Annotated in this window: 17 protein-coding genes; 8 read left to right on the top strand and 9 right to left on the bottom strand. The window is 59.5% G+C overall.

The window, feature by feature from the left end; genetic code table 11:
• Positions 1-11: 11 nt before the first annotated feature.
• The 3 genes from B150_RS0100535 to B150_RS0100525 are packed head-to-tail and all read left to right on the top strand — an operon-like array spanning position 12 to position 4809.
• Positions 12-1307, top strand: a complete 1296-nt coding sequence (locus B150_RS0100535) for an alpha/beta hydrolase family protein (RefSeq protein WP_020397916.1) — start codon at positions 12-14, stop codon at positions 1305-1307.
• 11 nt (positions 1308-1318) lie between these two features.
• Positions 1319-2899 carry an alpha/beta hydrolase family protein gene (locus B150_RS0100530; RefSeq protein WP_020397915.1) on the top strand — a complete coding sequence of 527 codons (1581 nt, stop codon included), beginning with the start codon at positions 1319-1321 and terminating at the stop codon, positions 2897-2899.
• A gap of 2 nt (positions 2900-2901) precedes the next feature.
• Positions 2902-4809 (top strand): serine hydrolase domain-containing protein, encoded by a 1908-nt coding sequence (locus tag B150_RS0100525; protein ID WP_020397914.1) that lies wholly within the window; start codon positions 2902-2904, stop codon positions 4807-4809.
• Between the two features lie 86 nt (positions 4810-4895).
• Here B150_RS0100525 and B150_RS0100520 read toward each other — a convergent pair whose 3' ends face one another.
• Complete coding sequence (locus B150_RS0100520) at positions 4896-5648, bottom strand: hypothetical protein (protein WP_020397913.1); 753 nt, start codon at positions 5646-5648, stop codon at positions 4896-4898.
• 187 nt (positions 5649-5835) lie between these two features.
• Between B150_RS0100520 and B150_RS21985 the strand changes: the two genes are divergently transcribed.
• Both B150_RS21985 and B150_RS0100510 read left to right on the top strand, forming a co-directional pair.
• Positions 5836-6438 carry a CGNR zinc finger domain-containing protein gene (locus tag B150_RS21985; RefSeq protein WP_020397912.1) on the top strand — a complete coding sequence of 201 codons (603 nt, stop codon included), beginning with the start codon at positions 5836-5838 and terminating at the stop codon, positions 6436-6438.
• Positions 6407-7324, top strand: a complete 918-nt coding sequence (locus B150_RS0100510; RefSeq protein ID WP_020397911.1) for a cyclase family protein — start codon at positions 6407-6409, stop codon at positions 7322-7324. The genes B150_RS21985 and B150_RS0100510 overlap by 32 nt, the downstream gene beginning before the upstream one ends.
• On the opposite strand, the gene B150_RS0100505 is transcribed toward B150_RS0100510, so the two are convergent.
• Positions 7321-8019: a DUF4336 domain-containing protein gene (locus B150_RS0100505; protein ID WP_020397910.1), complete on the bottom strand. Its 699-nt coding sequence runs from the start codon at positions 8017-8019 to the stop codon at positions 7321-7323. The two genes, B150_RS0100510 and B150_RS0100505, sit on opposite strands and share 4 nt — an antisense overlap.
• Positions 8012-8677, bottom strand: a complete 666-nt coding sequence (locus B150_RS0100500; RefSeq protein WP_020397909.1) for a TetR/AcrR family transcriptional regulator — start codon at positions 8675-8677, stop codon at positions 8012-8014. Before B150_RS0100500 ends, B150_RS0100505 begins: the two co-directional genes overlap by 8 nt.
• A gap of 182 nt (positions 8678-8859) precedes the next feature.
• Here B150_RS0100500 and B150_RS0100495 point away from each other — a divergent pair, with 182 nt between their 5' ends.
• Both B150_RS0100495 and B150_RS0100490 read left to right on the top strand, forming a co-directional pair.
• Positions 8860-9576, top strand: coding sequence for an FMN-binding negative transcriptional regulator (locus B150_RS0100495; protein WP_162139632.1), 717 nt, complete (start codon positions 8860-8862; stop codon positions 9574-9576).
• A 112-nt stretch (positions 9577-9688) separates the two neighbouring features.
• Complete coding sequence (locus tag B150_RS0100490) at positions 9689-11065, top strand: aspartate aminotransferase family protein (protein WP_020397907.1); 1377 nt, start codon at positions 9689-9691, stop codon at positions 11063-11065.
• Positions 11066-11166: 101 nt separating this feature from the next.
• On the opposite strand, the gene B150_RS0100485 is transcribed toward B150_RS0100490, so the two are convergent.
• On the bottom strand, positions 11167-11466 hold the full coding sequence (locus tag B150_RS0100485) for a hypothetical protein (protein ID WP_155859889.1): 300 nt from the start codon (positions 11464-11466) through the stop codon (positions 11167-11169).
• A gap of 166 nt (positions 11467-11632) precedes the next feature.
• On the opposite strand from B150_RS0100485, the gene B150_RS0100480 reads away from it, so the two are divergent.
• Positions 11633-13363 (top strand): N-acyl-D-amino-acid deacylase family protein, encoded by a 1731-nt coding sequence (locus tag B150_RS0100480; RefSeq protein WP_020397905.1) that lies wholly within the window; start codon positions 11633-11635, stop codon positions 13361-13363.
• Between the two features lie 6 nt (positions 13364-13369).
• Here B150_RS0100480 and B150_RS0100475 read toward each other — a convergent pair whose 3' ends face one another.
• The 5 genes from B150_RS0100475 to B150_RS0100455 form a co-directional block, all read right to left on the bottom strand.
• Positions 13370-15088, bottom strand: a complete 1719-nt coding sequence (locus B150_RS0100475) for a hypothetical protein (RefSeq protein ID WP_020397904.1) — start codon at positions 15086-15088, stop codon at positions 13370-13372.
• Between the two features lie 68 nt (positions 15089-15156).
• The gene (locus B150_RS0100470; protein WP_020397903.1) at positions 15157-15831 is read right to left on the bottom strand and encodes an SDR family NAD(P)-dependent oxidoreductase; all 675 of its coding nucleotides are present in this window, start codon (positions 15829-15831) and stop codon (positions 15157-15159) included.
• Between the two features lie 182 nt (positions 15832-16013).
• Positions 16014-17936 (bottom strand): autotransporter domain-containing protein, encoded by a 1923-nt coding sequence (locus B150_RS0100465; RefSeq protein ID WP_020397902.1) that lies wholly within the window; start codon positions 17934-17936, stop codon positions 16014-16016.
• A 113-nt stretch (positions 17937-18049) separates the two neighbouring features.
• Positions 18050-19072, bottom strand: a complete 1023-nt coding sequence (locus B150_RS0100460) for a GlxA family transcriptional regulator (protein WP_040565161.1) — start codon at positions 19070-19072, stop codon at positions 18050-18052.
• A gap of 234 nt (positions 19073-19306) precedes the next feature.
• Positions 19307-19651 carry a DUF3703 domain-containing protein gene (locus B150_RS0100455; RefSeq protein WP_020397900.1) on the bottom strand — a complete coding sequence of 115 codons (345 nt, stop codon included), beginning with the start codon at positions 19649-19651 and terminating at the stop codon, positions 19307-19309.
• Between the last annotated feature and the right edge of the window lie 29 nt (positions 19652-19680).

Raw genomic sequence — 19680 nt, 5'->3', positions numbered from 1 at the left:
CCGGGGGCGACATGACAGGACTGACAATCAAAAACTGGTTTGGCGGTCTTGCTGTCGCCCTCTCGCTAACAGCTGCAGTGGGCGCGTCTGACGCGCCCTTTGCACCGCCGGCACCCACCGGGCCTTACGGCGTAGGCTACAGCCGCGCGGTACTGGTGGACGAAAGCCGGGGCGAACCCTCAACCGAGGATACGTCGGACCACCGCGCGCTTGCGGTGCAAGCATGGTACCCGGCCACAGTGCCCGCGGGTGCCGAGCCGCTGCCACTGGTGCCGGAGCCCGCGCAAGCCGCGCAGATGATGGCCATGAACCTCGGCCTCCCGCTTGACAGTTTTGACTATGTGGAAGCCATCAAGGGCCACAGTTTTGCGGGCGCGCCTGTCATCGCTGACAAGCGCTTCCCGGTGCTGGTTTACAGTCACGCCTTCGGCCTCTTCAGTGCCGAGAACGCGCAACTGATGGAACATCTGGCGAGCCATGGCTACATCATTTTCGCGATCGACCACCCCTTCCAGGCCGCGTGGGTGAACCTCGGCGGCGGCGCTTCCGCCACCTTCAGTCCTGCCGCCTTCCGTGACCCGGACATGACCCCGGAGAAGGGCAAAGCGCTTGAGGAAGCGCTCATTGGCATGCACAAGGCCGAGGATTACGAGAGCTACCTGAGCCTCGCGCGCGAATTCATCCTTGGTCAGCAAAGTTATGTGAAAGGCATCAGCCTCTGGATTGATGATACCGACTTTGTCATCGACCAGCTTGAAGCCAAAAGCATCCCCGCTTTTGCGTCGCTTTATGCTGCCATGGACATGGGCAACCTTGGTGTGTTCGGTATGTCGTACGGTGGGGCCACGGCGGGCATGGTGTGCTTGCATGACAGCCGCTGCAAGGCAGGCATCAATATGGTCGGTGTGCAGTTCGGCGAACATGACATGAAGTTCCCCATCAAGGTGCCGTTCATGATGCTGAACTCGGACCAGAATTATTACACGGGTGAAACCGGCCGCGGCGTACCGGTGAACTTTGAAGCCAATGATTTTGTTTTCCACGAGGCTGAAGGCCCGGTCTACAGCCTGACGGTCGGCGACGCCAAACACATGAACTTCTGTGACCTCGCGCACCTGATGCCTGCGGGCAAGGGTGAGGCGTTCTTTGGTAGCGTGTCGCCCACGGCCGTTGGCGGTGTGGTGGACACCTATGTGCTCGCCTTCTTCGACCGTTACCTGAAGGGTGAAAGCGCACCCGTGCTGGACGCGGATACACCAATTGCTGCGCCGGTTATTGAATTTATCCAGCGCAACACGGCGGGCTGAGGGAGTGTGGCATGACGGGACCATTTGAATTCATCGTCTACGGTATCCTGCTCATCGCGCTTGTGCTCAGCTTCCTGCCGAAAAAGCAGTTTGGTCAGGCGGCGTTTATTGCGTCCGGCCTCGCATTCGCGGGTTTTGTGGCTGTCTCAACTTTCGGCACACCGCGCGGGCCGCTGGTGCCCGGTGCACTCCTGGCGCTCATCCTGCCGTTTGTCACCTTCTTCCGCATGGAATACCCGAAGCCTAACAATTGGCGCCGCAAGACACTCTTTGGCGGCTATATCGTGCTCACGTCGCTGCTGGCAGCTGTCGCGGTGATCTTGCCGCTCAGCTTCCCGGTGTTTGAACCACCAGCGCCTTCGGGCCAATACGGCGTTGGTTATACCCGCACCGTGCTGACGGACGACGAACGGCTCGACATCGTCACCGGTACCGCGCGGGAGCTGCCGGTGCAGGTGTGGTACCCGGCGACGGTGGGGGCTGACGCAACCCCGCTTCCCTTTGTGCCGGATGTGGACCAGGGCGGCCACCTGATGGGGGACAACCTTGGCCTGCCGCTTGAGTTTTTCGACTATCTCGCCGACATGAAGGGCCATAGCTATGGTAATGCGCCCGTCGCACCCTTGACGGCTGGCCGCGGCCGGTTCCCTGTGCTGGTGTTCAACCACGGCTTTGGCTCCATCGGGGCGCAAAACGTGCTGCTGATGGAACATCTGGCAAGCCACGGCTATGTGGTGTTCTCCATTGAGCACCCACACCAGAACGCTTGGGTACGCCTCAATGCCGGCAAGTCAGCCTCCTTCAATCCGGTTGGTTTCCAGTTCGACGAACTGACGCCGGAGAAGACGGCAGAGCTGGAAGCCATCCTCGTGCGCCTCGTGACTGCGCCAGACTATGCCGCGCACCTCCAAGAGCTTCAGACCTTCATGAAGGCGCAGGAAAGCTTCGCCACAGGCCTCAAGCTCTGGCTGGATGATACTGATTTTGTGCTCGACCGCCTGCAGGCGGAAACCATTGGTGCGTTTGACCCGCTGTACGCAAGCATGGACGTGGCCAACCTTGGTGTGTTTGGTATGTCCTATGGCGGGGCGGCGGCGGGCATGCTGTGCCTTGAAGACGCACGCTGCAAGGCGGGCATCAATATGGACGGCATGCAATTTGGCGAACATGACATGAAGTTCGCCCTAAAAAGCCCGTTCATGCTGATGAACTCGGACGGTAACCTGTTCCTTGAGCCACCACACAGCGGCAAGGCGACCAAGTTCAAGGTCAATGAATTTGTCTACCGGCAGGCAGTGGGGCCGATATACAGTCTGACCGTCGCAGACGCCAAACACATGAACTATAGCGACTTCGCATTCCTGATGCCGGTGGCGCAGCACCTTGGCATGTTCGGCCCGGTGGATGCGCGCGCCATGAACGACGTGATGAACGACTATGTGCTGGCGTTTTTTGACCGTTACCTGAAGGGCGAAGGGGCGCCGCTTCTGGACCGGACGGTCGCCGGCGAGGGCGCTATACTGGAATTTACCCACCGGAACGTGGGTGAGGGGACACTTGCCCAAAGCGGGCAATTGAAGGAGGGAGAATAATAATGTTCAAGTGGGGACAGAATACATTCGGCAGGTGGGCGGCAACGCTTGGCCTTGCCACCATGATAGGCGTGGGCACTGCGGGCGCCGACACGCCAGACGTTACAGATGCAGCCCAAGTGGAAGCCTTTGTGGACGGCGTTGTAAAGCCGCTCATGCAGAAAGAACACAGCCCGTCCGGCGTTGTGGCCGTGATGAAAGACGGCAAGGTCATCTTCCAGAAGGGCTATGGCTACATCGACGTTGAAAAGCGCATTCCGGTGGACGCGGCAACCAGCATGTTCCGCCCGGGTTCCATCTCGAAACTGTTTACCTGGATTTCCGTCATGCAGCTTGCCGAACAAGGCAAACTGGATATCGACACGGACGTGAATGAATATGTCACCCAGTTCAAGGTGAAGGATACCTTCCCCGGCCAGCCGGTCACGCTGCGCCATATCATGACCCACACGGCGGGTTTTGAGGATGGCGCCCTCGGCTACCTCATCAACAACGACCCCGATGTGATCATGCCGCTCGCAGAAGCGCTGGAGAAATACCAGCCAACACGGGTGGTCGCGCCGGGAACGCGTGTGGCCTATTCCAACTGGGCAACCGCCCTTGCAGGCCTGATCGTGGCCAACGTGTCGGGCGAGAATTTCAACGACTATGTGCAAAAACACATTTTTGGCCCGCTTGGCATGACCCATTCCACCTTTGTGGAGCCGCTGCCAGCGGATCTGGAGCCCTATATGGCGAAGGCCTACACCTACGGCGCCGGCAAATACAAGGAAACGCCGTATGAGATCATCGCCAACTTCGGCCCGGCCGGTGCGTCCGCCGTGTCTGCGGCAGATATGGCCAACTTCGCCCGCGCACTGCTGAATGGTGGCGAATATAACGGTGCCCGTATTCTGAAAGAAGAGACCCTCCAGCAGATGCTGACCGAAGGTTTCGCCCACGACCCGCGTGCGCGCGGCATGGGCCTTGGTTTCATCAAGCGTGATTTTGGCGGCCCGGCGTTCGAGAACTTCGGCCACGACGGCGGCACCACCATTTTCATTTCGCACTTCGGGCTTTCGATCCCGAATGACTTCATGCTGTTCTCAAGCTTCTCAGGCCCCGGTGCGGGCCCTGTGCATCAGGCATTTGTGGAAAACTTCTATGACGAGTTTTTCCCGCAAGAGCTGCCCTATGTAGAACCACCAGCCGACTTCCAGACACGCGGCCAGAAATATGCTGGCAGCTATGTGACCTCGCGCAGCAGCTATACCAAGGTGGAAAGCATTCTGCGCGGCCTTGGCAGCACCGATGTGGCTGTCATGCCTGATAACACCTTGTTGATTGGTGAGACCCGCTATGTGGAGGTGGACAAGAATGTCTTCCGTCAGGTGGATGACAATGACCAGATCATCTTCACGGAAAACGACAAGGGCGAGATTACCGGCTACGTGATGGACGGCATCGGTGTGATGAAGTTCTACCCGGCCAAATTCTATGAGACCAAGGGCTATATCAGCCTCGTGCTCGGCGTGTGCCTGACGGTGTTTGTCTTTGTGTTTATCCGCCTCGCGCTTCAGTGGTCGCGCTACCGCGGGCTTGAAGGGCAGGCCAAAAACGCTTACCGCGCAACCCTTCTGGTATCGGCGGCGAACATCCTGTTCTTTGTCTTTATCGGGATAACGCTGGCTGGCGGAATGCAGCCGCTCTTCTACTCGATCCCCGGCACACTCAAGTTCGCGTTTGTCTTCCCGATCATCGCAGTACTTGCGACGCTTTACCACCTGTACACCACCTTCCTTGTCTGGCGTGATGGCCTCTTCGAAGGGGTGTGGGCGCGCGTTCGCCACACCATTGTGGCGCTTGCCGCAGTCTGGATCCTGACGTTCTACCAAGCTTGGAACCTCATCGGGTTCAACTATTTCGCCTGATAATCCCGCCAGTATCCGGCGAAAGGAAAGCCCGGCACCATATGGTGTCGGGCTTTCTGCTATTCTGTGGCGCTGTCGCCGATCGGTCAGTGTGCCGGTGTCCGGTCTTCCGCGCCTTCGGCGTTGGCGGTTACCTTGCAGGTATCAACCGCATCCTGAAAACGTTCGATAAAATCGGGCTCACGCTCCGCCAGCGGGCGCGACACCTGATAGGCGACCGGGAAAGACTTGTAGAGCGCGAGGTCCATGTGTTTGGCCACCAGCCTGTTGGTGGCCGTCGGCAGCTTCCAGCGGAAGTCGACCGCCAGCACGGCATCAACGGTACCGGATATCAGCAGGTGCACAAGGCGCATATGGTCCGCGCTGCCCGGCACAAGGCTGTAGCCTTCGTTCTTGAGCATCACCTCGGTGCGGGAGCCGGTATAGGCCGTGACTTTGGCGTGCTCACGGAAACCTTCGTCAGACGGTTTGTATTTCGCAGTCTTGGGGAAATACCACATCAGTTCCACTTGCGAGACCGGGCCCACAAGGCGTGCCATGCGTTCTTCGTCACCGGCGAGGATGCTTGGGTACCACACCGCGTGGTCCTGCGTGCTCATCAGCTCTGTCGCGCGGGAAAGTGGCGCCAGTTCAAACACGACATCCTGCCCGAGATTCCCGAACGCGCAGGTGGCAACATCGATGGCAATGCCTGAAATGCCGCCCTTTTCGCTCCACTGCGCGGGGTAGGTATCACCGTGGGTATATAGGCGAATGGGGGCATCGTCGCCGTGCGCACTATGAGTCGCGCAGGCAAGTAGAGCAGCGGCGATAAGCCGTTTCGCTGCACCTGAAACCATAAAAATCCTGCCTCCGGCAAGGTTAGATGTTGCGGAGCCCCAACTTCCGCCGCCGGGTTTTTGGCCCGAGCGCGCCAATTGTTCAATAGTGAACGTTAACAAATTGCTACCAACCTTTCATTTGATCACATTTTCCGACTTTATAACGCACTTGTGTTATAAACGGCACTAGTATAACTAGTGCCGTATGAGAACGTTTGAATTCAAAGGCGGCACCCTTGCCCTAAACTTCGTTGACACCGTGGCGTACCGCCAGGGTCCGTGTGTTGATTTGCTGGGCGAGCCAGCGGACCTGGCCACTTGGGCGAGCCTCGCGGGCTATGAGATCGGCGGCGCACCAAGTGTCGCCGCGCTTGAAGGCGCGCGTACGCTGAGGGAGGCCATATGGCGCTCCCTTGGGGCGGCGATGGAAGGCCGCGGCCCTGAGAAGGGTGATGCCGAGATTATCAACGCGGCTGCAAGGCAAACACCGTTCCGGCCCCAGTTTACTGATGATGGCATGACGCACACCGCGGAAAAACCGGTCGACGCGCTGCTGTCCGGTGTCGCGGCGGACGCCATTTTGCGCCTGCAGCCTGAGGCGCGGGCGCGCCTTCGCCGCTGCCCCGGCTGCCAGATGTATTTTTTCGATACCTCGCCGCCCGGCAAGCGGGTGTGGTGTTCGTCTGCCGTTGGGTGCGGGAACCAGTTCAAGAAAAAGCGACATTATGCGCGCACTAGCAAAACCAAAAACAACACAAAAGCCATGGAGACAGGGCATGACAGACAAGCGGGTTTGTTTCGACTTTGAGGTGGATTTTTCAAACGGCGGCGGCATTCAGGGGCAAGGTTTCCGCCTTGATATTGATGGTGACGACATCAGTGACGACGCGCTTGCCGCCTATATCATTGCGGACCTGCGCCTGTTGATGGTGAGGGAGGTGCGTATCCTCAACAAACGCATCATTGAGGAAGCGCACAAACGCGGCGAGGCCGTGGGCACACAAACGAAAGCCCGCCCGCGCCATATTGACCTCAGCCATACTATTGAAGACGGTATGGTCACCTACAAAGGCATTCCCGCGCCGCACATTTGCGACCATATGAGCCACGCGCAGTCTGCCGGGCTTTATGAGGAGGGGACGGAGTTTCACTTCGGCCGTATTGATATGGTCAGCAACACCGGCACCTATATCGACACCCCGTTTCACCGCTTCAAGGACGGTGACGACCTTGCCGCCGTTGGCGTGCACCGGGTCTCCGGCCTGCCGGGCGTGGTGGTGCGTCTTTCCGGCATGGAAGGCCGCGCGATCGACTGGATGAGCTTTGCCGCGACCGATGTGAAAGGCCGCGCGGTGCTGGTTGAAACCGGCTGGTCCCGCCACTGGCGCACGGACCAATATTATGAGGGCCACCCGTTCCTCACCGAAGCGGCGGCCAAATACCTGCGTGACCAAGGCGCGGCGCTGGTGGGCATCGAAAGCCTGAATATCGACGATACGTCAGGTGGCACACGCCCGGTGCATACCACGCTACTCGGTGCCGGTATCCCGATTGTGGAACATATGACCGGGCTTGATGCACTACCGCTTGAGGGGTTCAGCTTCTTCGCCGCACCGCCCAAGGTGAAGGGCATGGGCACCTTCCCTGTGCGCGCACATGCGATCATCACGGATGAAGCGGCGGCTTCGGCTTAGTCGAGCCACGACAGTACGCGCCTCAGGAACGCCTGGCCGCCTTCACGCTGCCAGGTGCCGTGCGCCATGATCACGCGCTCTGTCTGCCAGCTTAAAATCACGTCCCGCGCGCGGCGGGCTTTGCTGCGCTGCCAGAAGCTCATGCGCCAGTCGAGTGGGGTTTTGGCCTTGCCTTCCACCACGCCCGCAACGCGCGCCAGCCAGCGCTGCCATGGTTTCCAGTTCTTGCGCAGGAAGTCGTCACTGAAGTTTTCCGACAGGTCGGCAAGGATGGTGGTGCGGCTGGGCTGGTGGAAGAACACCAACTCGTCCATGACGAGTGAGCCTTGCATGTGCGCCATCTCAAACGTGCCGTGCCATGCTTCCGGCATGCCATCATCCAGCGTGCCGGTGAACGGCAGGTCAGTTCGTTTTTCCGCCGTGGAGCGTGGGCCCCAAATCTCCGCGCCGGGGTAAGCGGCTTTCCAGTCACCAAGAAACAGGTGGTGGATTTTATTGGGGCTGATGAGCCAGCCCACGGTGCCCAGCGCCTCAACCGCGGCCTGAAGCTCGGTTGTCAGCGCGATGGGTGACCATATCCAAAGCCTCCCGCCTGACAGGCGCACCACCACGCTGCGGGTGGGATAGGGCAGGCCATGGAAGTCCACGCAGGTGCCCTCGGCAATCCAGATGTTGTCGTCTACCTGTTCAAGCATTGCTCACGTCCGGCGGGCTGGCGGCGGCGCGCAGCATCTGGAAGGCGGCGCGGTTCATGGCTTCAAGCTGCGGCCGCGAATAGTCCTCGCAGTTTTTGCTGAACCAGCGGTCCATTACACTCAGAAGTCCCAGAAGGGATGTTTGCAACAGCTCGTCCGGCAGGTCAGTACGCACGGCACCTGAACGCTGGCCAAGTTTGATCCAGTCGGTCAGGTAGGCCTCAACCCGCTTGATGAGGGGGGCAAGCGCCGCCTCACTTTCCGGGCTCTCGTACACGGTGCGGCCAAGGTCCGATATGGGGCCGGTCTCCTGTCCAAGCACTGACATTTTTTCAATCAGGCCCATCACTTCAAGCCAGAAGGTGGCGGCGTCAGGCAGGGTGCCCGGCACAGGGCCCGCAACCTCGGCAATCGGGGCGAACGCGCGTTCGCAGGCGGCGAGGTAAAGGTCCGCCTTGCCGGTCACATAATAGTAGGCCTGTCCCTTGCTCATGCCCGCGCTCGCCAGAATGCGGTTGAGGGACGCGCCGGTGTAACCATGGGTGCTGAATTCTTCGGTGGCGGGGTCCAATAGTTTGGCTGCCTTCTCCGCCGACAGCGCCAGAAGCCGCCTGCGGGCGGCTTCTGCTCTCTCTGTGGGATTGGCTTTATTTGCCATAGGGTCGCTGTCGTTTTCTCGGGCCGTTTTTTGTAAATTAGACCAGTGGTCTAAAATCGTCAAGCGCAAAAAAAAACCACACCCGGTGCACCGGCATCACCACCCGGCGCGTGCTTGGCCTCTCCCGCCGCCGCATGGGCCTTGGCATGTTCATGCAAACTGGTCAGGGAAAGGGCTTGAATATGGGTAGTGGTGACAATGAGCCAACAGCGCTTGCGCGTACGTGGGATGATGTGGGCAGACAGGGCTTTGTGCCCGCGCACTATGAATTCGCGGATGAGGGCGCGCTATATGACTATATCGCCGCGCACCCCGTGGCGCAGGTGTTCACCACGCATGACGGCGACATGCATGTGACGACCGCGCCCTTCATTCATGCGCGCGGCACTGTGGGCGCGGGGCGGGGCCTGTCGGGCCATATCGCCGGGCGCAATACGCTGGCGGCGGTTATTCGCGCGGGCGCGGATGCGCTGCTGCGCTTTGAAAGCCCGGGGGCTTATATTTCCCCGCGCTGGTTCAGGGTCAACAATACGGCGGCCACATATAGTTACGTATCCGTAACGGTCAGGGGGCGTTTTGTGCCCGTGTTGGACGCGGGAGAGACTGCCCTCATCCTCGCGCGTACCACCGACCATCTCGAGGCCATCACCCCGCTCGCGCCCGGTGAGGAAGCATGGTCGATGGCAAGCCTCAGTGAAGCGCAGATGGAACGTTACCTCACCATGGTGCAGGCCTTCCATTTTGAGGTCACGCACATTGAGGGTATCGCCCGCCTCAATCAGGAAAAGGCGCGCGGGGACATGGCCAGCATCATCGCTGGCCTTCGGGCACAGGACAGCGCGGGCAGCCGCCATATTGCCAAGCTGATGCAGGCGAACCTGGACCGCGTAGGCAGCTAGGCACGGGCGCGGTGCGTTCTGGTCACCGCCTTATGCCTGCTTCGCACCTTCCGCGCACACCCCCCGCACACATACCATCAGGGCAAATAAGGAAAAGAGAAGGGAGCGGCACATGCCGAAAGTGGAGAGAAATTCGAAGGAGTGGCAGGCGCTCGATGTGGCGCACCACCTGCACCCTTTCACCGACCCCAAGTATTTTGACGCGAAAGCCCCCCTTGTGGTGACCCGCGCCGAAGGCTCCCACGTATGGGACGCAGATGGCCGCAAAATCCTTGACGGTATGGCCGGCCTTTGGTGCGTGAATGTGGGCTATGGCCGCAAGGCGCTGATTGAGGCTTCTCACGCGCAGATGAGCGAACTGGCCTACTATAACGTCTTCTTCCAAAGCGCGACGCCGCCGCAGATCGAACTTTCGCGCGTGCTGGCGGAACTGACACCAGCGGGCCTCAACCATTTCTTCTTCACCAATTCGGGTTCTGAGGCGAATGACAGCATCATCCGCATCGTGCGCCATTTCTGGGCCACCGAGGGCCAGCCGGAGAAGAACATTTTTATTGGCCGCACGCTTGGCTACCATGGCAGCACGCTGGCGGCCACTGCACTTGGCGGCATGCAGGCCATGCATGACATGGGCAATTCAACCCTGCCGAATTTTGAGCACATCATGCACCCGCACTGGTGGGCGAATGGCCGTGATATGACGCCGGAGGAATTTGGCCTCAAGGCCGCCCGCGCGCTTGAGGACAAGATCCTCGCGCTCGGTGCTGACCGTGTCGCTGCTTTTGTGGCGGAGCCGGTTCAGGGCGCGGGCGGCGTGATTGAGCCACCCTCAACCTACTGGCCGGAAATCCAGCGCATCTGTAAAAAATACGATGTGCTTCTGGTGGCGGATGAAGTGATCTGCGGTTTTGGCCGCCTTGGTGAATGGTTCGGCAGCCAGTTCTACGGCATTGAGCCTGACCTCATGCCCATGGCGAAAGGGCTGTCATCCGGCTACCTGCCCATCGCGGCGGTGGCGATCAGCGACCGGGTCCATAACACGCTTTATAAGGGCGGCGTCTTCTCGCACGGCTTTACCTATTCGGGCCATCCGGTTTCCTGCGCTGTGGCGCTTGCCAACATCCAGCTCATGAAGGACGAGAAGATCATCGAGCGCGTGCGCGATGACATCGCGCCCTATTTCCGCGCCCGGCTTGAAGATGCGCTCGCTGACCATCCGCTGGTGGCGGAAGTCCGGGGTGAGGGCTTGCTTGCCGGTGTGCAACTGGTGAAGAACAAGACGACGGGTGAGCTGTATGATCCCGCGGAGGCCGTGGCGGTGCGCTGCCGTGACCACTGCCTTGAAGGGGGGCTGATCATGCGGGCTGTGGGCCAGTCAATGGTGGCAAGCCCGCCGCTCATTATCACCCGGCAGGAGGTTGATACGCTCGCAAATGTGCTGGTGGAAAGCCTTGACCGCACGATGGCGGACATGCGCAAGGCGGCCTGAGCGACCTAGAAGTTGGCATGGTGAAGAGTAGGCACGCGGGGCGGGTGGGATGTATTCCCTCGCCCCGCATGTCTGCCTGCTTTCAGTCAACTTGCAGGGCGTTAGTCAGCCAACTGTGCGCAGTCGCGCTTATAGGGCGGACGGCTACGGTTCTGCTGGTCTTCCGTCGTGCACTGGTCATCTTCCGCCATCAGCTTGACGGCAGGTGCTTCGTCACACATGCGCAGATTGCGCTTGTATGGCGGGCGACCGACAAGGCGGAGCTTGCAGTCCTGCGTGTTGTTTTCGCTTGCCTTGATGGGTGCACCGGTGGGCGCATCAGCAAAGGCGAGGGTGGGGGTTGCAGCCAGCATGAAAATGCCAGCCATCGGCGCGCAAAGGCGAGCCAAATGCTTCCGCATCGGGTTCATTGTCCTTCTCTCCAACTTTATTTTTTCAGTTCTTATTGCGCCTGCAACATATGTAGGGATTTTCGGCCGGTTTTTCAACCCAATCCACGCTATACAGCACCCTCTTTCTGGCCTATGGTCAAGGCGGCGGGATCACCAACCGATCAAGGGGGAAAAGATGAAATCTTTCAAACACCTGCTGTCTGTCGCGATGCTGACAACAGCACTTGTCGCATGCGAAAAAAAGGATGAGCCTGCCGCACCAGCTGTACATGAACTTATTATCCGCGGTGGCACCATTGTGGACGGCACCGGCACACCGGGATTTACGGGCGACGTGGTCGTTGACGGTGACCGTATCGTTGCAGTAACGCGCGGCACCAGCGACGCGAAAGCCTTGCGTGAACTGGATGCCACCGGCATGACCGTGACACCCGGTTTTATCAATATGCTGTCTTGGGCACCGTTCAGCCTGATGGAGGATGGCCGCGGCATGTCTGACGTGCTGCAGGGCGTCACCCTTGAGGTGATGGGCGAAGGCTCTTCCATGGGGCCGCTCAACGACGCTATGAAACAAACCTACATTGACCTGCAGGGCGATATCAAATTCCCCATTGAGTGGACATCGCTGGGTGAATATTTCGCGCATATGGAAATGAAGGGCATCAGCCCCAACATCGCATCCTTCGTGGGCGCTGAGACCATCCGCGTGCATGAACTGGGCGAAGACGATGTTGACCCGACGCCCGAACAGCTTGACGCCATGCGCGCGCTTGTGCGCGCCGCCATGAAGGACGGCGCGATGGGCGTTGGCTCGTCGCTGATTTACGCACCCGGCACCTTCGCTGAAACTGACGAGCTGATCGCGCTGACGACAGAAGCCGCCAAATGCGGCGGCATGTATATCAGCCATATGCGCTCGGAAGGCGGAAAGCTCCTGGAGGCGATTGATGAGCTGATCACCATTTCGCGCGAAAGCGGCGCACCAGCCGAGATTTACCACTTCAAACAAGGCGGTAAGGACAACTGGGACAAGATCGACGGCGCGATTGAGCGCGTTGAAGCGGCGCGGGCCGAGGGCCTGAAAATCACCGCTGACATGTATACCTATGCGGCCGGCGCCACCGGCCTTGATGCGGCCATGCCCACATGGGTGCAAGCGGGCGGCTATGAGAAATGGCGCGAACGACTGCAGGACCCGGAAATCCGTGCCCGTGTCGCGGAAGAGATGAAACACCCCGGCGACGGTTGGGAGAACCTTTATGCCGACGCTGGCGGGGCCGACAAAGCGCTCCTGATGGGTTTCAAGAACCCGGAGCTGAAAAAATACACCGGCATGACACTGGCCGAGGTCGCCGCTGAACGCGGCACCAGCCCGGAAGAAACAGCGATGGACCTCGTGATTGAGGATGGCAGCCGCGTGGGTGTGGCCTATTTCCTGATGAAGGAAGAGAATGTGAAACGCGCCGTTGGCCTGCCGTGGATGAGCTTCGGCTCAGACGGCGGTGCGCCAGCGACCGAAGGTGTGTTCCTCAAATCCGCCACGCACCCGCGCGCCTACGGTAATTTCGCCCGCCTGCTTGGCAAATATGTGCGCGACGAAGGCGCAACCACGCTTGAAAGCGCGGTGCACCGCCTGACTGCATTCCCGGCAGGTAACCTTGGAATCAAGGACCGGGGCACACTTGCCGAAGGCCAATATGCCGACATTGTGGTGTTTGACGCGGCCACCATTCAGGACCATTCAACCTATGAAAAACCGCACCAGTATTCCACGGGCGTGCGGGACGTGTTCATCAACGGTGAGCAGGTGGTGAAGGGCGGCGAACACACCGGTGCCAAACCGGGCCGCGCGGTCAAAGGTCGCGGCTGGACCGGCTGGCCAGACGGCGGTGCCTGCACCGAATAACCCGGGTTAGCGTTCTTCCCAGCTTTCACAGAGGTCAATGGTTCTGACTTCTTTGGGCTGGTACATGCGATTAGGGTGCGAAACGCTTGTGAAAGCGATTTTGCACCCGGTCGCGCTGACATCCCCCGTAAGCGGATAGCCCTCCCAAATCTTCACCCAGTCGTTGTTCTCCAGAAGGTAAAGCCCGCCCGGTTTGTCGCCTACCACTGTATTGCGGCGCGGCATCAGCCTGACGACACCGCGTTTGGTCAGCAGTGTTTGTGTCGCGCCGCGCTCGCCGGGTATTTCACTAAAGGGCCGGGTTTCAATCTCGGGCTCACCGCCCGTCAAGCGCAAGAGCGAGACATTCATCAGGTCCCGGTTTATGGCATCACCATTCCTGCCCACATAGAACTGCGGGCAAGCGACCATTTGAATCGCATCAAGGAACGGCACGTATTTCATGCAGCGCAGTGGGAACTTTGTGTCTGAAATCTGAACCGCTTTGCCGTCAAGCGAGGTGTGCAGATAGGTGCCGCCATCGACCGATTCCAGGTAGCCGCGCCCGTCGCCCAGGTCCATCAGGTAATTGGCGTTCAGAGGAACGTTGCCGTCGTCCGGGGTCTTGATCCACTGGCAGGTGAGCGAGCTTTGGCCGATACGGGAGAAGATTGGGGTCTCAGCCGGGCGCATGTGGAAACCGCCGCGTGAAACGTCGCGGTCAGAATATTCAATGCTGTAGATGCGGCCCTTGCCTTTGAAGCTGCCTTCCTTGATACGCAGTTCCCTTGGCCCTTTGTGGGTGTATGGCTGCACCTTCACCTCGTCGTTTGGCTGGTAGGACATGAAGTTGCCGGCAAGGCAGAAAGTCGAGGCATAAAGGTCGGTCTGCAGCGTTTCAACGCCGTCACCGGTTGCGAGCAAAAGGTGAGCAGGCTCCGTGAACTTGAATTCCTCAATGAGCAGGATGTCATCCTGAAGTGACCAGAAGACATTACGAATGTTGCGCCCCTCGGTGCCTGGCACAGTGGGTGCGTCCATAAGCTTCATGGTCAGCTGTTCGTCAGTGGGCTGCGTGAGCTTTTCAAACATCTCGCGGCTGCCATCCAGAATTTGGGCATAAAGCTCAACGACTTTTTCTTTCTCGTTGAGCCATGGTGTTTCCTTGGGTGCCGGAATTGCCGGGTTTGCGCCCAAGTGTTTCTGCACGGCCTTGTTCATGGCCTTCACACCGTGTGCGCAAATCCACATCGGCGATGCCTTGCTGGCTTTGAGATCATCCCGCGCCATTACCTGAAGGCCAATTTCACCGGCTTCTTTTGGGTTGGCTTGCGTATATGCATATACCGACCGCGCAAAACCGGGCAGGTAAAGCACGCCTTGTGCCGCAGTGGTATCCGCACATAGCACTGCATCCAGACGTGCGCGGATATGGCCCAGCCAGTACCACTGTACCGCCTCAGCCGGGTCATGCGGGAATGTCAGTTCAGCAAGCAGATAGAGAATAGGCGGCGGGAGTTCGTCTTTGTTTGCAATCAGCTCCTGCCTGAGCGTGCCATCATCCTCGGCTGCCGCCTTGATGGTTGCGGCTAGGTCCTGAAGACGCTTGGAACCGGCCTCCGGTTGCTCAGCATAGAAGCTGCGCCCCACGCTTTCATAGGTGATCATCGGCGCATCATCAGCAGCGACGATGCCGCTCAGTAGTGCTGCAAAAAGCAGTGTCCAGACTGTCAGGACATATCTCATCTACCGCCCCCTTCGGTTTATGGATGTCATGGCCGGGGCCCATGGCCCCAGCCTATATACTAACCGGCTTAGGCGCCGTTTGTCACTGGCACGCTGGCGCCGTTGATGGCGCGGCTGCGGTCGGATGCGAGGAAGGCGATGGTGTCGGCGATCGCGTCCGCGCTCGTCCATTCGCTATAGTCTGCGTCCGGCATGTCCTTGCGGTTGGCGGGCGTGTCGATGATGCGCGGCAGCACAGCGTTCGCGCGGATTTTTTTGCTCTTGAGCTCATCCGCCACGCTTTCCATCAGCGCGCGCACGCTGGATTTGGATGCCGCATAAGCGCCCATGCCGTGGCCTGCGGGCTGTGCAGCCGCCGCACCGATATAAACGATGGAGCCGCCGTCAGTGAAAGCGGGCAGCAGCGCCTGCGTGGTGTTGAAGGCCGTCATCACGTTTATGCTGAACATGCGCTGCCATGTGTCGGGCGAACCGGTGGCCACTTCTTCCCACGCGAAAGTACCCGCGATGTTGATGAGCACATCCACATGCCGGAAAATGTCTTTCACGGCTTTGGCTGCGTCCTTCGCAGTGTCCGGGTTCGTGAGGTCAAAACCGCCAAGGTAGTGCACATCTTCTGGCAGGTGCGCGGGCCGTTTGGCCGCGGCATCCAGTGCCACAACGGTGTTTTTAGGGGTATTGAGCGCGGCAACAACCGCGGTCCCGAGCGCGCCGGCGGCCCCGGTAATAACGATGTTTTTCATGATAAAACTCCCTTGGCATCGGCGACTTGAGCGCCAGTTGCAGGTTTTCTAACGCAAATTCGGGCGTTTTACCATCGCTGTAACAGGAGGAATTTTACCATTTGGCAGGGACGGCAAAGGCGGCCTTTCTTCAGGGGGAGGGAAGAGGGAGCCGACCGCCTTTGCCGTGGTGTGTCGCTTACCTAGAAAGCGACACGGAGCGAGACGTTGAACGCGTCACCTTTGTTGATGTCATCCGCCCAGGTGCGGCTGTAGCGACCCGTGATGGCCCAGCTTTCCGCGACCTTGAATTCAAGGCCTGCGATGGCGCTCAGCCGGTCGCGGGCGAAGCCTGCGGTGCTGATGGTCACCGGGTTTGCGGTGTTACCCGTGAGCTGGGACGTTACGTCATGGCCGCTGTCGCCAAGGGCGCGGCGCAGGTGTGCGCCTACAAGCGGGGTGAGGCTCATGTCCTTCTTGTGGCCGAGGCGAATTTCAGGGCCGCGCACGTCTGCCTTGAAGTCAAGCCACTGGCTTTTCTTCGTCTGGTCCGCGTAGGTGAGTGCGAGGCCGGTTGCGCCGGTCTCCGTGTAACCCTCAAGCTCCACCTTGCCGTAGTGGTATGCACCTTCCGCCTTCACGCTGAATTTGCCGATATGGAAGTTCGTGGCAACGGACGCCCCGATATCCCAGAACTCGCCCGAGGTATCGTTTTGCGCGGTGGTGTAAAGCGGCACGCCGGTCACGCGGGTGATGTCTTCCACATCTGTTTCGCCGTATGTACCGATAACGCCGAGCGATAGCGGGGCGATCTGGTACCCTGCCCACGCGTGCAGCGCTTTGGTTTTGGTTTTGAACTCACCACCCGTGAGCACATCCGCGTCCGCCTTGGTGAAGCTGAGCGCACCACCCACATGCCAGTGATCGCCAAGCCCGCTTTCCGCGCCGATCACGCCGCCTTTGAGCGTGAGGTCAATGTCCGCGTCGCGGCCCATGCCCATCAGGTCCGGGGTCTCGTAAATCACGTCAGCGAACAGGCCGTCACGGTCACCGGACATGCGGCGCTGGCCGTTGCCGAGGCGGTTAAGCACAGCTTCATGGCTATACTGGATGACGTCCGGCATGCGGGCGGTCTGGCGGGAGGCGTTGCCATTCGCGCCGTCAAGGGTGGCGCGCCACCAGCGGGCGACGAGGGCATGGCCCTTCTCGGTCATGTGCAGGTCATCAAGGTAGAGGTAGCGGTTCTGGCCTTCAAGGTCGTCCGCGCACAGGGTGCCAGCTTCGCCGTCATAGCAGGGAACGTCCACCTCATCGAAGCCAAGCTCAGCGGCATTCGCGGTCAGATACTGCTTGAGGTTTTCATATTTGAGCGTGACCACATTCACGTCATCGCGCACGCCTAAAGCGTCAATCGCCGCGAACATGGCCTCGTTGGCGGCGTTTACCATCTCCGCCAGTTCGGCTTTGGTCTCGTCATCACCACGGAAATAGGTCGCATACTGAAGCGGCTGCACTTCGGAGATGATCACCGTTTTGATGCCCGCATCACGCAGGTTGGCGATGTTGGTGGCGGCAGCGTCCGCCACATCGGCGATGATGGTGCCTGCGTCCTCGCCTGCATCCAGCCGGTCGAAGAAATCATTGGCGCCTGCGATCATGAAGGCAACATCCTCGCTACCGACCGAGAGCGCGTCTTGCGCGACGAGGTCACGGAAGGTTTCGGTTTGTACCAGCACGCCGGTCTCGACACCAAAGGGTACAAGGTCACCGCCACGGGTCATGTGCGCGCCGGAGATGCCGAAATTGATGTTGCCGCTATCGAGGTCAGGGTCGAGGATGATGTCCACGTCGCGGCCCATCAGTTCCGCCCAGATAAGGCCGTTCGAATCCCGCTCAAACCCGTTATTGGAGGAGTTCGGGTAAAAGTCTTCACCGCGTGAGCCAACGATGGCGCTGAAGTTGCCTTGGCCCACATTGCTGTCGCCAAAGAAATACCAGTTGCCGTCACCGGCGTCAGCGTTTGCTGCCGCGGTCGTCAGCGCCATCAGGCTGCATGTTGCCACAAGGGTTTGTTTGACCGTTTTTTGAACGAGCGAAGCCGTTCGCAGAAAGTGCCTGCGTTCCATAACCGTTTCCTTTTTGTCATGTCTCGGGCCGGATCAGGGTCCGGGATGCCGTGGTGTTTTCACCTTTTTGGCGCTTATGCGCCGGTTGCTGTCGTGTTTGTTTGTGTCTCTCGCTAGTTATTATTGCCGTCTACAAGGCCAAGGCTGAACCTTGCCCGGTAGTCGGAGGCTGAAATGCCGAGGTGCTTGATAAACACCCGGCGCATGCGCTCGGGGTTCATGAACCCCACAGTGCGCGCAATCTGTTCCACTGGTGCGCTTGTCTGTTCAAGCGCCACGCGGGCTGCCTGGAAGCGGGCGGCTTCCACATATTGTGCCGGTGTCATGTCTGTCTCGTCCGCGAATTTGCGTGCGAATGAGCGCTCCGACATGCAGGCCCAAGCCGCAAGCTGGGTCACCGAAAGCGGTTCCCTGAGGTTATTCAGAATATAGTCTAGCACCTTGGCGATGGAGGCGTCCTCCGCCTTGCTTGCCACAAGGTGCGCACTGAACTGCGATTGCCCGCCCGGGCGCACCATATACATCACGTTATAGCGCGCCACCTGCAGCGCCACGTCATGGCCCCAGTCCGCATCCACCAGCGCGAGGGCGAGGTCCATGCCCGTCGTTACACCAGCGGAGGTCCAGATGCGGCCATCGCGCACATAAATCGCGTCGGCGTCCACTTGCACCTTGGGGTATTTCTGCGCCATCACCGGGCACCACCACCAGTGCGTGGTGGCGCGGCGACCGTCAAGGAGGCCAAGCTCCGCCAGGACCATCGCACCCGTGCAGATGGAGATGATGCGCCGCGCACCTTTGGCGGCTGCGGCTGCAAAGGCCATCAGTGCTTCGTTTTTCATCGCGTCCAAAGTGCCGTGGCCGCCTGCAATCATCAGGGTGTCCACGTCATCCGCGAAGGCCATGGCGTCCCTGAAGCTATGGTCGGCATTCAGGGAAAACCCGCCTGATGTGTGCACGGGGCCAGCCCTGTCCGCTATGATGCTGATCTCATAGGGAGCGGCGCCTTGCGGCAGGAAAAGCTTGGTGCCCGACAACACCTCCAAGGGGCCGACCACATCAAGGATATGAGCATCCTCATAGGCGATCATCGCAACCCGGCGCGGTGTTTGGCAGATATCGTGTTCGTTCGTCATATTCGGAAAATACATGCGCCCGACAAATTCGGTAAGGTCAAATACCCCTCAATTTCTGCCAAAGCCAAAATGCGAGGCAGAGTGTTCGGGACATGAGACACCGGAAAGTCGGATATCCCCTATTGCTGTCAGTCGTTATTTTCAGGCGGTTTTGTTTTTTATCAAGCCGCTTCAAGGGCTTGACTGATGCTGAAATAGGGCAGCAATAGGGCAATTTGCTACTTTTTTAGAAGTTTATTTGCCCGTGTCCAAAATTGCCTGCAGGTCAGCGGGAATGGGCATGGGCTTGATGGCCGACACATTGGCGCCGCCGGTATTGCCCACCGGCACCCAGCCGAACACATAGCCCGGCAGGGTGGCCACGAGCCGCAGCAACTGCCCGCGTATTTCGCGCCCGTCATGGCGGCGCAGGCCGACTTTCAGCATCCACCAGTGCGACCGCCAGTGGCGGATCAGGTGCTTCTGGCCAAGGATGTGGGCACGCTCAAGATGATAGAAGGCGCTATCATATGCGCCGTGCAGGTACAGCGCGCGGGCGCTTGCCATCTCGTGTTCGAAGGCGGCGGCCAGTTTGTTCATCAAAAGCCTCCCGGTTTGTGGCGGTGGGA

Origin of the sequence: Kordiimonas gwangyangensis DSM 19435 = JCM 12864 (assembly GCF_000375545.1) — a bacterium.
Lineage (GTDB): Bacteria > Pseudomonadota > Alphaproteobacteria > Sphingomonadales > Kordiimonadaceae > Kordiimonas > Kordiimonas gwangyangensis.
Note: the sequence above shows the minus strand (reverse complement) of the source record. Positions and strands in the feature narration are given on the sequence as shown.

What these genes read in the sequence shown, in the direction of transcription:
- B150_RS0100535 (WP_020397916.1), top strand. Translation starts at nt 12, where the DNA reads ATGACAGGACTGACAATCAAAAACTGGTTTGGCGGTCTTGCTGTCGCC.
- B150_RS0100530 (WP_020397915.1), top strand. Translation starts at nt 1,319, where the DNA reads ATGACGGGACCATTTGAATTCATCGTCTACGGTATCCTGCTCATCGCG.
- B150_RS0100525 (WP_020397914.1), top strand. Translation starts at nt 2,902, where the DNA reads ATGTTCAAGTGGGGACAGAATACATTCGGCAGGTGGGCGGCAACGCTT.
- B150_RS0100520 (WP_020397913.1), bottom strand. Translation starts at nt 5,648, where the DNA reads ATGGTTTCAGGTGCAGCGAAACGGCTTATCGCCGCTGCTCTACTTGCC.
- B150_RS21985 (WP_020397912.1), top strand. Translation starts at nt 5,836, where the DNA reads ATGAGAACGTTTGAATTCAAAGGCGGCACCCTTGCCCTAAACTTCGTT.
- B150_RS0100510 (WP_020397911.1), top strand. Translation starts at nt 6,407, where the DNA reads ATGACAGACAAGCGGGTTTGTTTCGACTTTGAGGTGGATTTTTCAAAC.
- B150_RS0100505 (WP_020397910.1), bottom strand. Translation starts at nt 8,019, where the DNA reads ATGCTTGAACAGGTAGACGACAACATCTGGATTGCCGAGGGCACCTGC.
- B150_RS0100500 (WP_020397909.1), bottom strand. Translation starts at nt 8,677, where the DNA reads ATGGCAAATAAAGCCAATCCCACAGAGAGAGCAGAAGCCGCCCGCAGG.
- B150_RS0100495 (WP_162139632.1), top strand. Translation starts at nt 8,860, where the DNA reads ATGGGTAGTGGTGACAATGAGCCAACAGCGCTTGCGCGTACGTGGGAT.
- B150_RS0100490 (WP_020397907.1), top strand. Translation starts at nt 9,689, where the DNA reads ATGCCGAAAGTGGAGAGAAATTCGAAGGAGTGGCAGGCGCTCGATGTG.
- B150_RS0100485 (WP_155859889.1), bottom strand. Translation starts at nt 11,466, where the DNA reads ATGCGGAAGCATTTGGCTCGCCTTTGCGCGCCGATGGCTGGCATTTTC.
- B150_RS0100480 (WP_020397905.1), top strand. Translation starts at nt 11,633, where the DNA reads ATGAAATCTTTCAAACACCTGCTGTCTGTCGCGATGCTGACAACAGCA.
- B150_RS0100475 (WP_020397904.1), bottom strand. Translation starts at nt 15,088, where the DNA reads ATGAGATATGTCCTGACAGTCTGGACACTGCTTTTTGCAGCACTACTG.
- B150_RS0100470 (WP_020397903.1), bottom strand. Translation starts at nt 15,831, where the DNA reads ATGAAAAACATCGTTATTACCGGGGCCGCCGGCGCGCTCGGGACCGCG.
- B150_RS0100465 (WP_020397902.1), bottom strand. Translation starts at nt 17,936, where the DNA reads ATGGAACGCAGGCACTTTCTGCGAACGGCTTCGCTCGTTCAAAAAACG.
- B150_RS0100460 (WP_040565161.1), bottom strand. Translation starts at nt 19,072, where the DNA reads ATGACGAACGAACACGATATCTGCCAAACACCGCGCCGGGTTGCGATG.
- B150_RS0100455 (WP_020397900.1), bottom strand. Translation starts at nt 19,651, where the DNA reads ATGAACAAACTGGCCGCCGCCTTCGAACACGAGATGGCAAGCGCCCGC.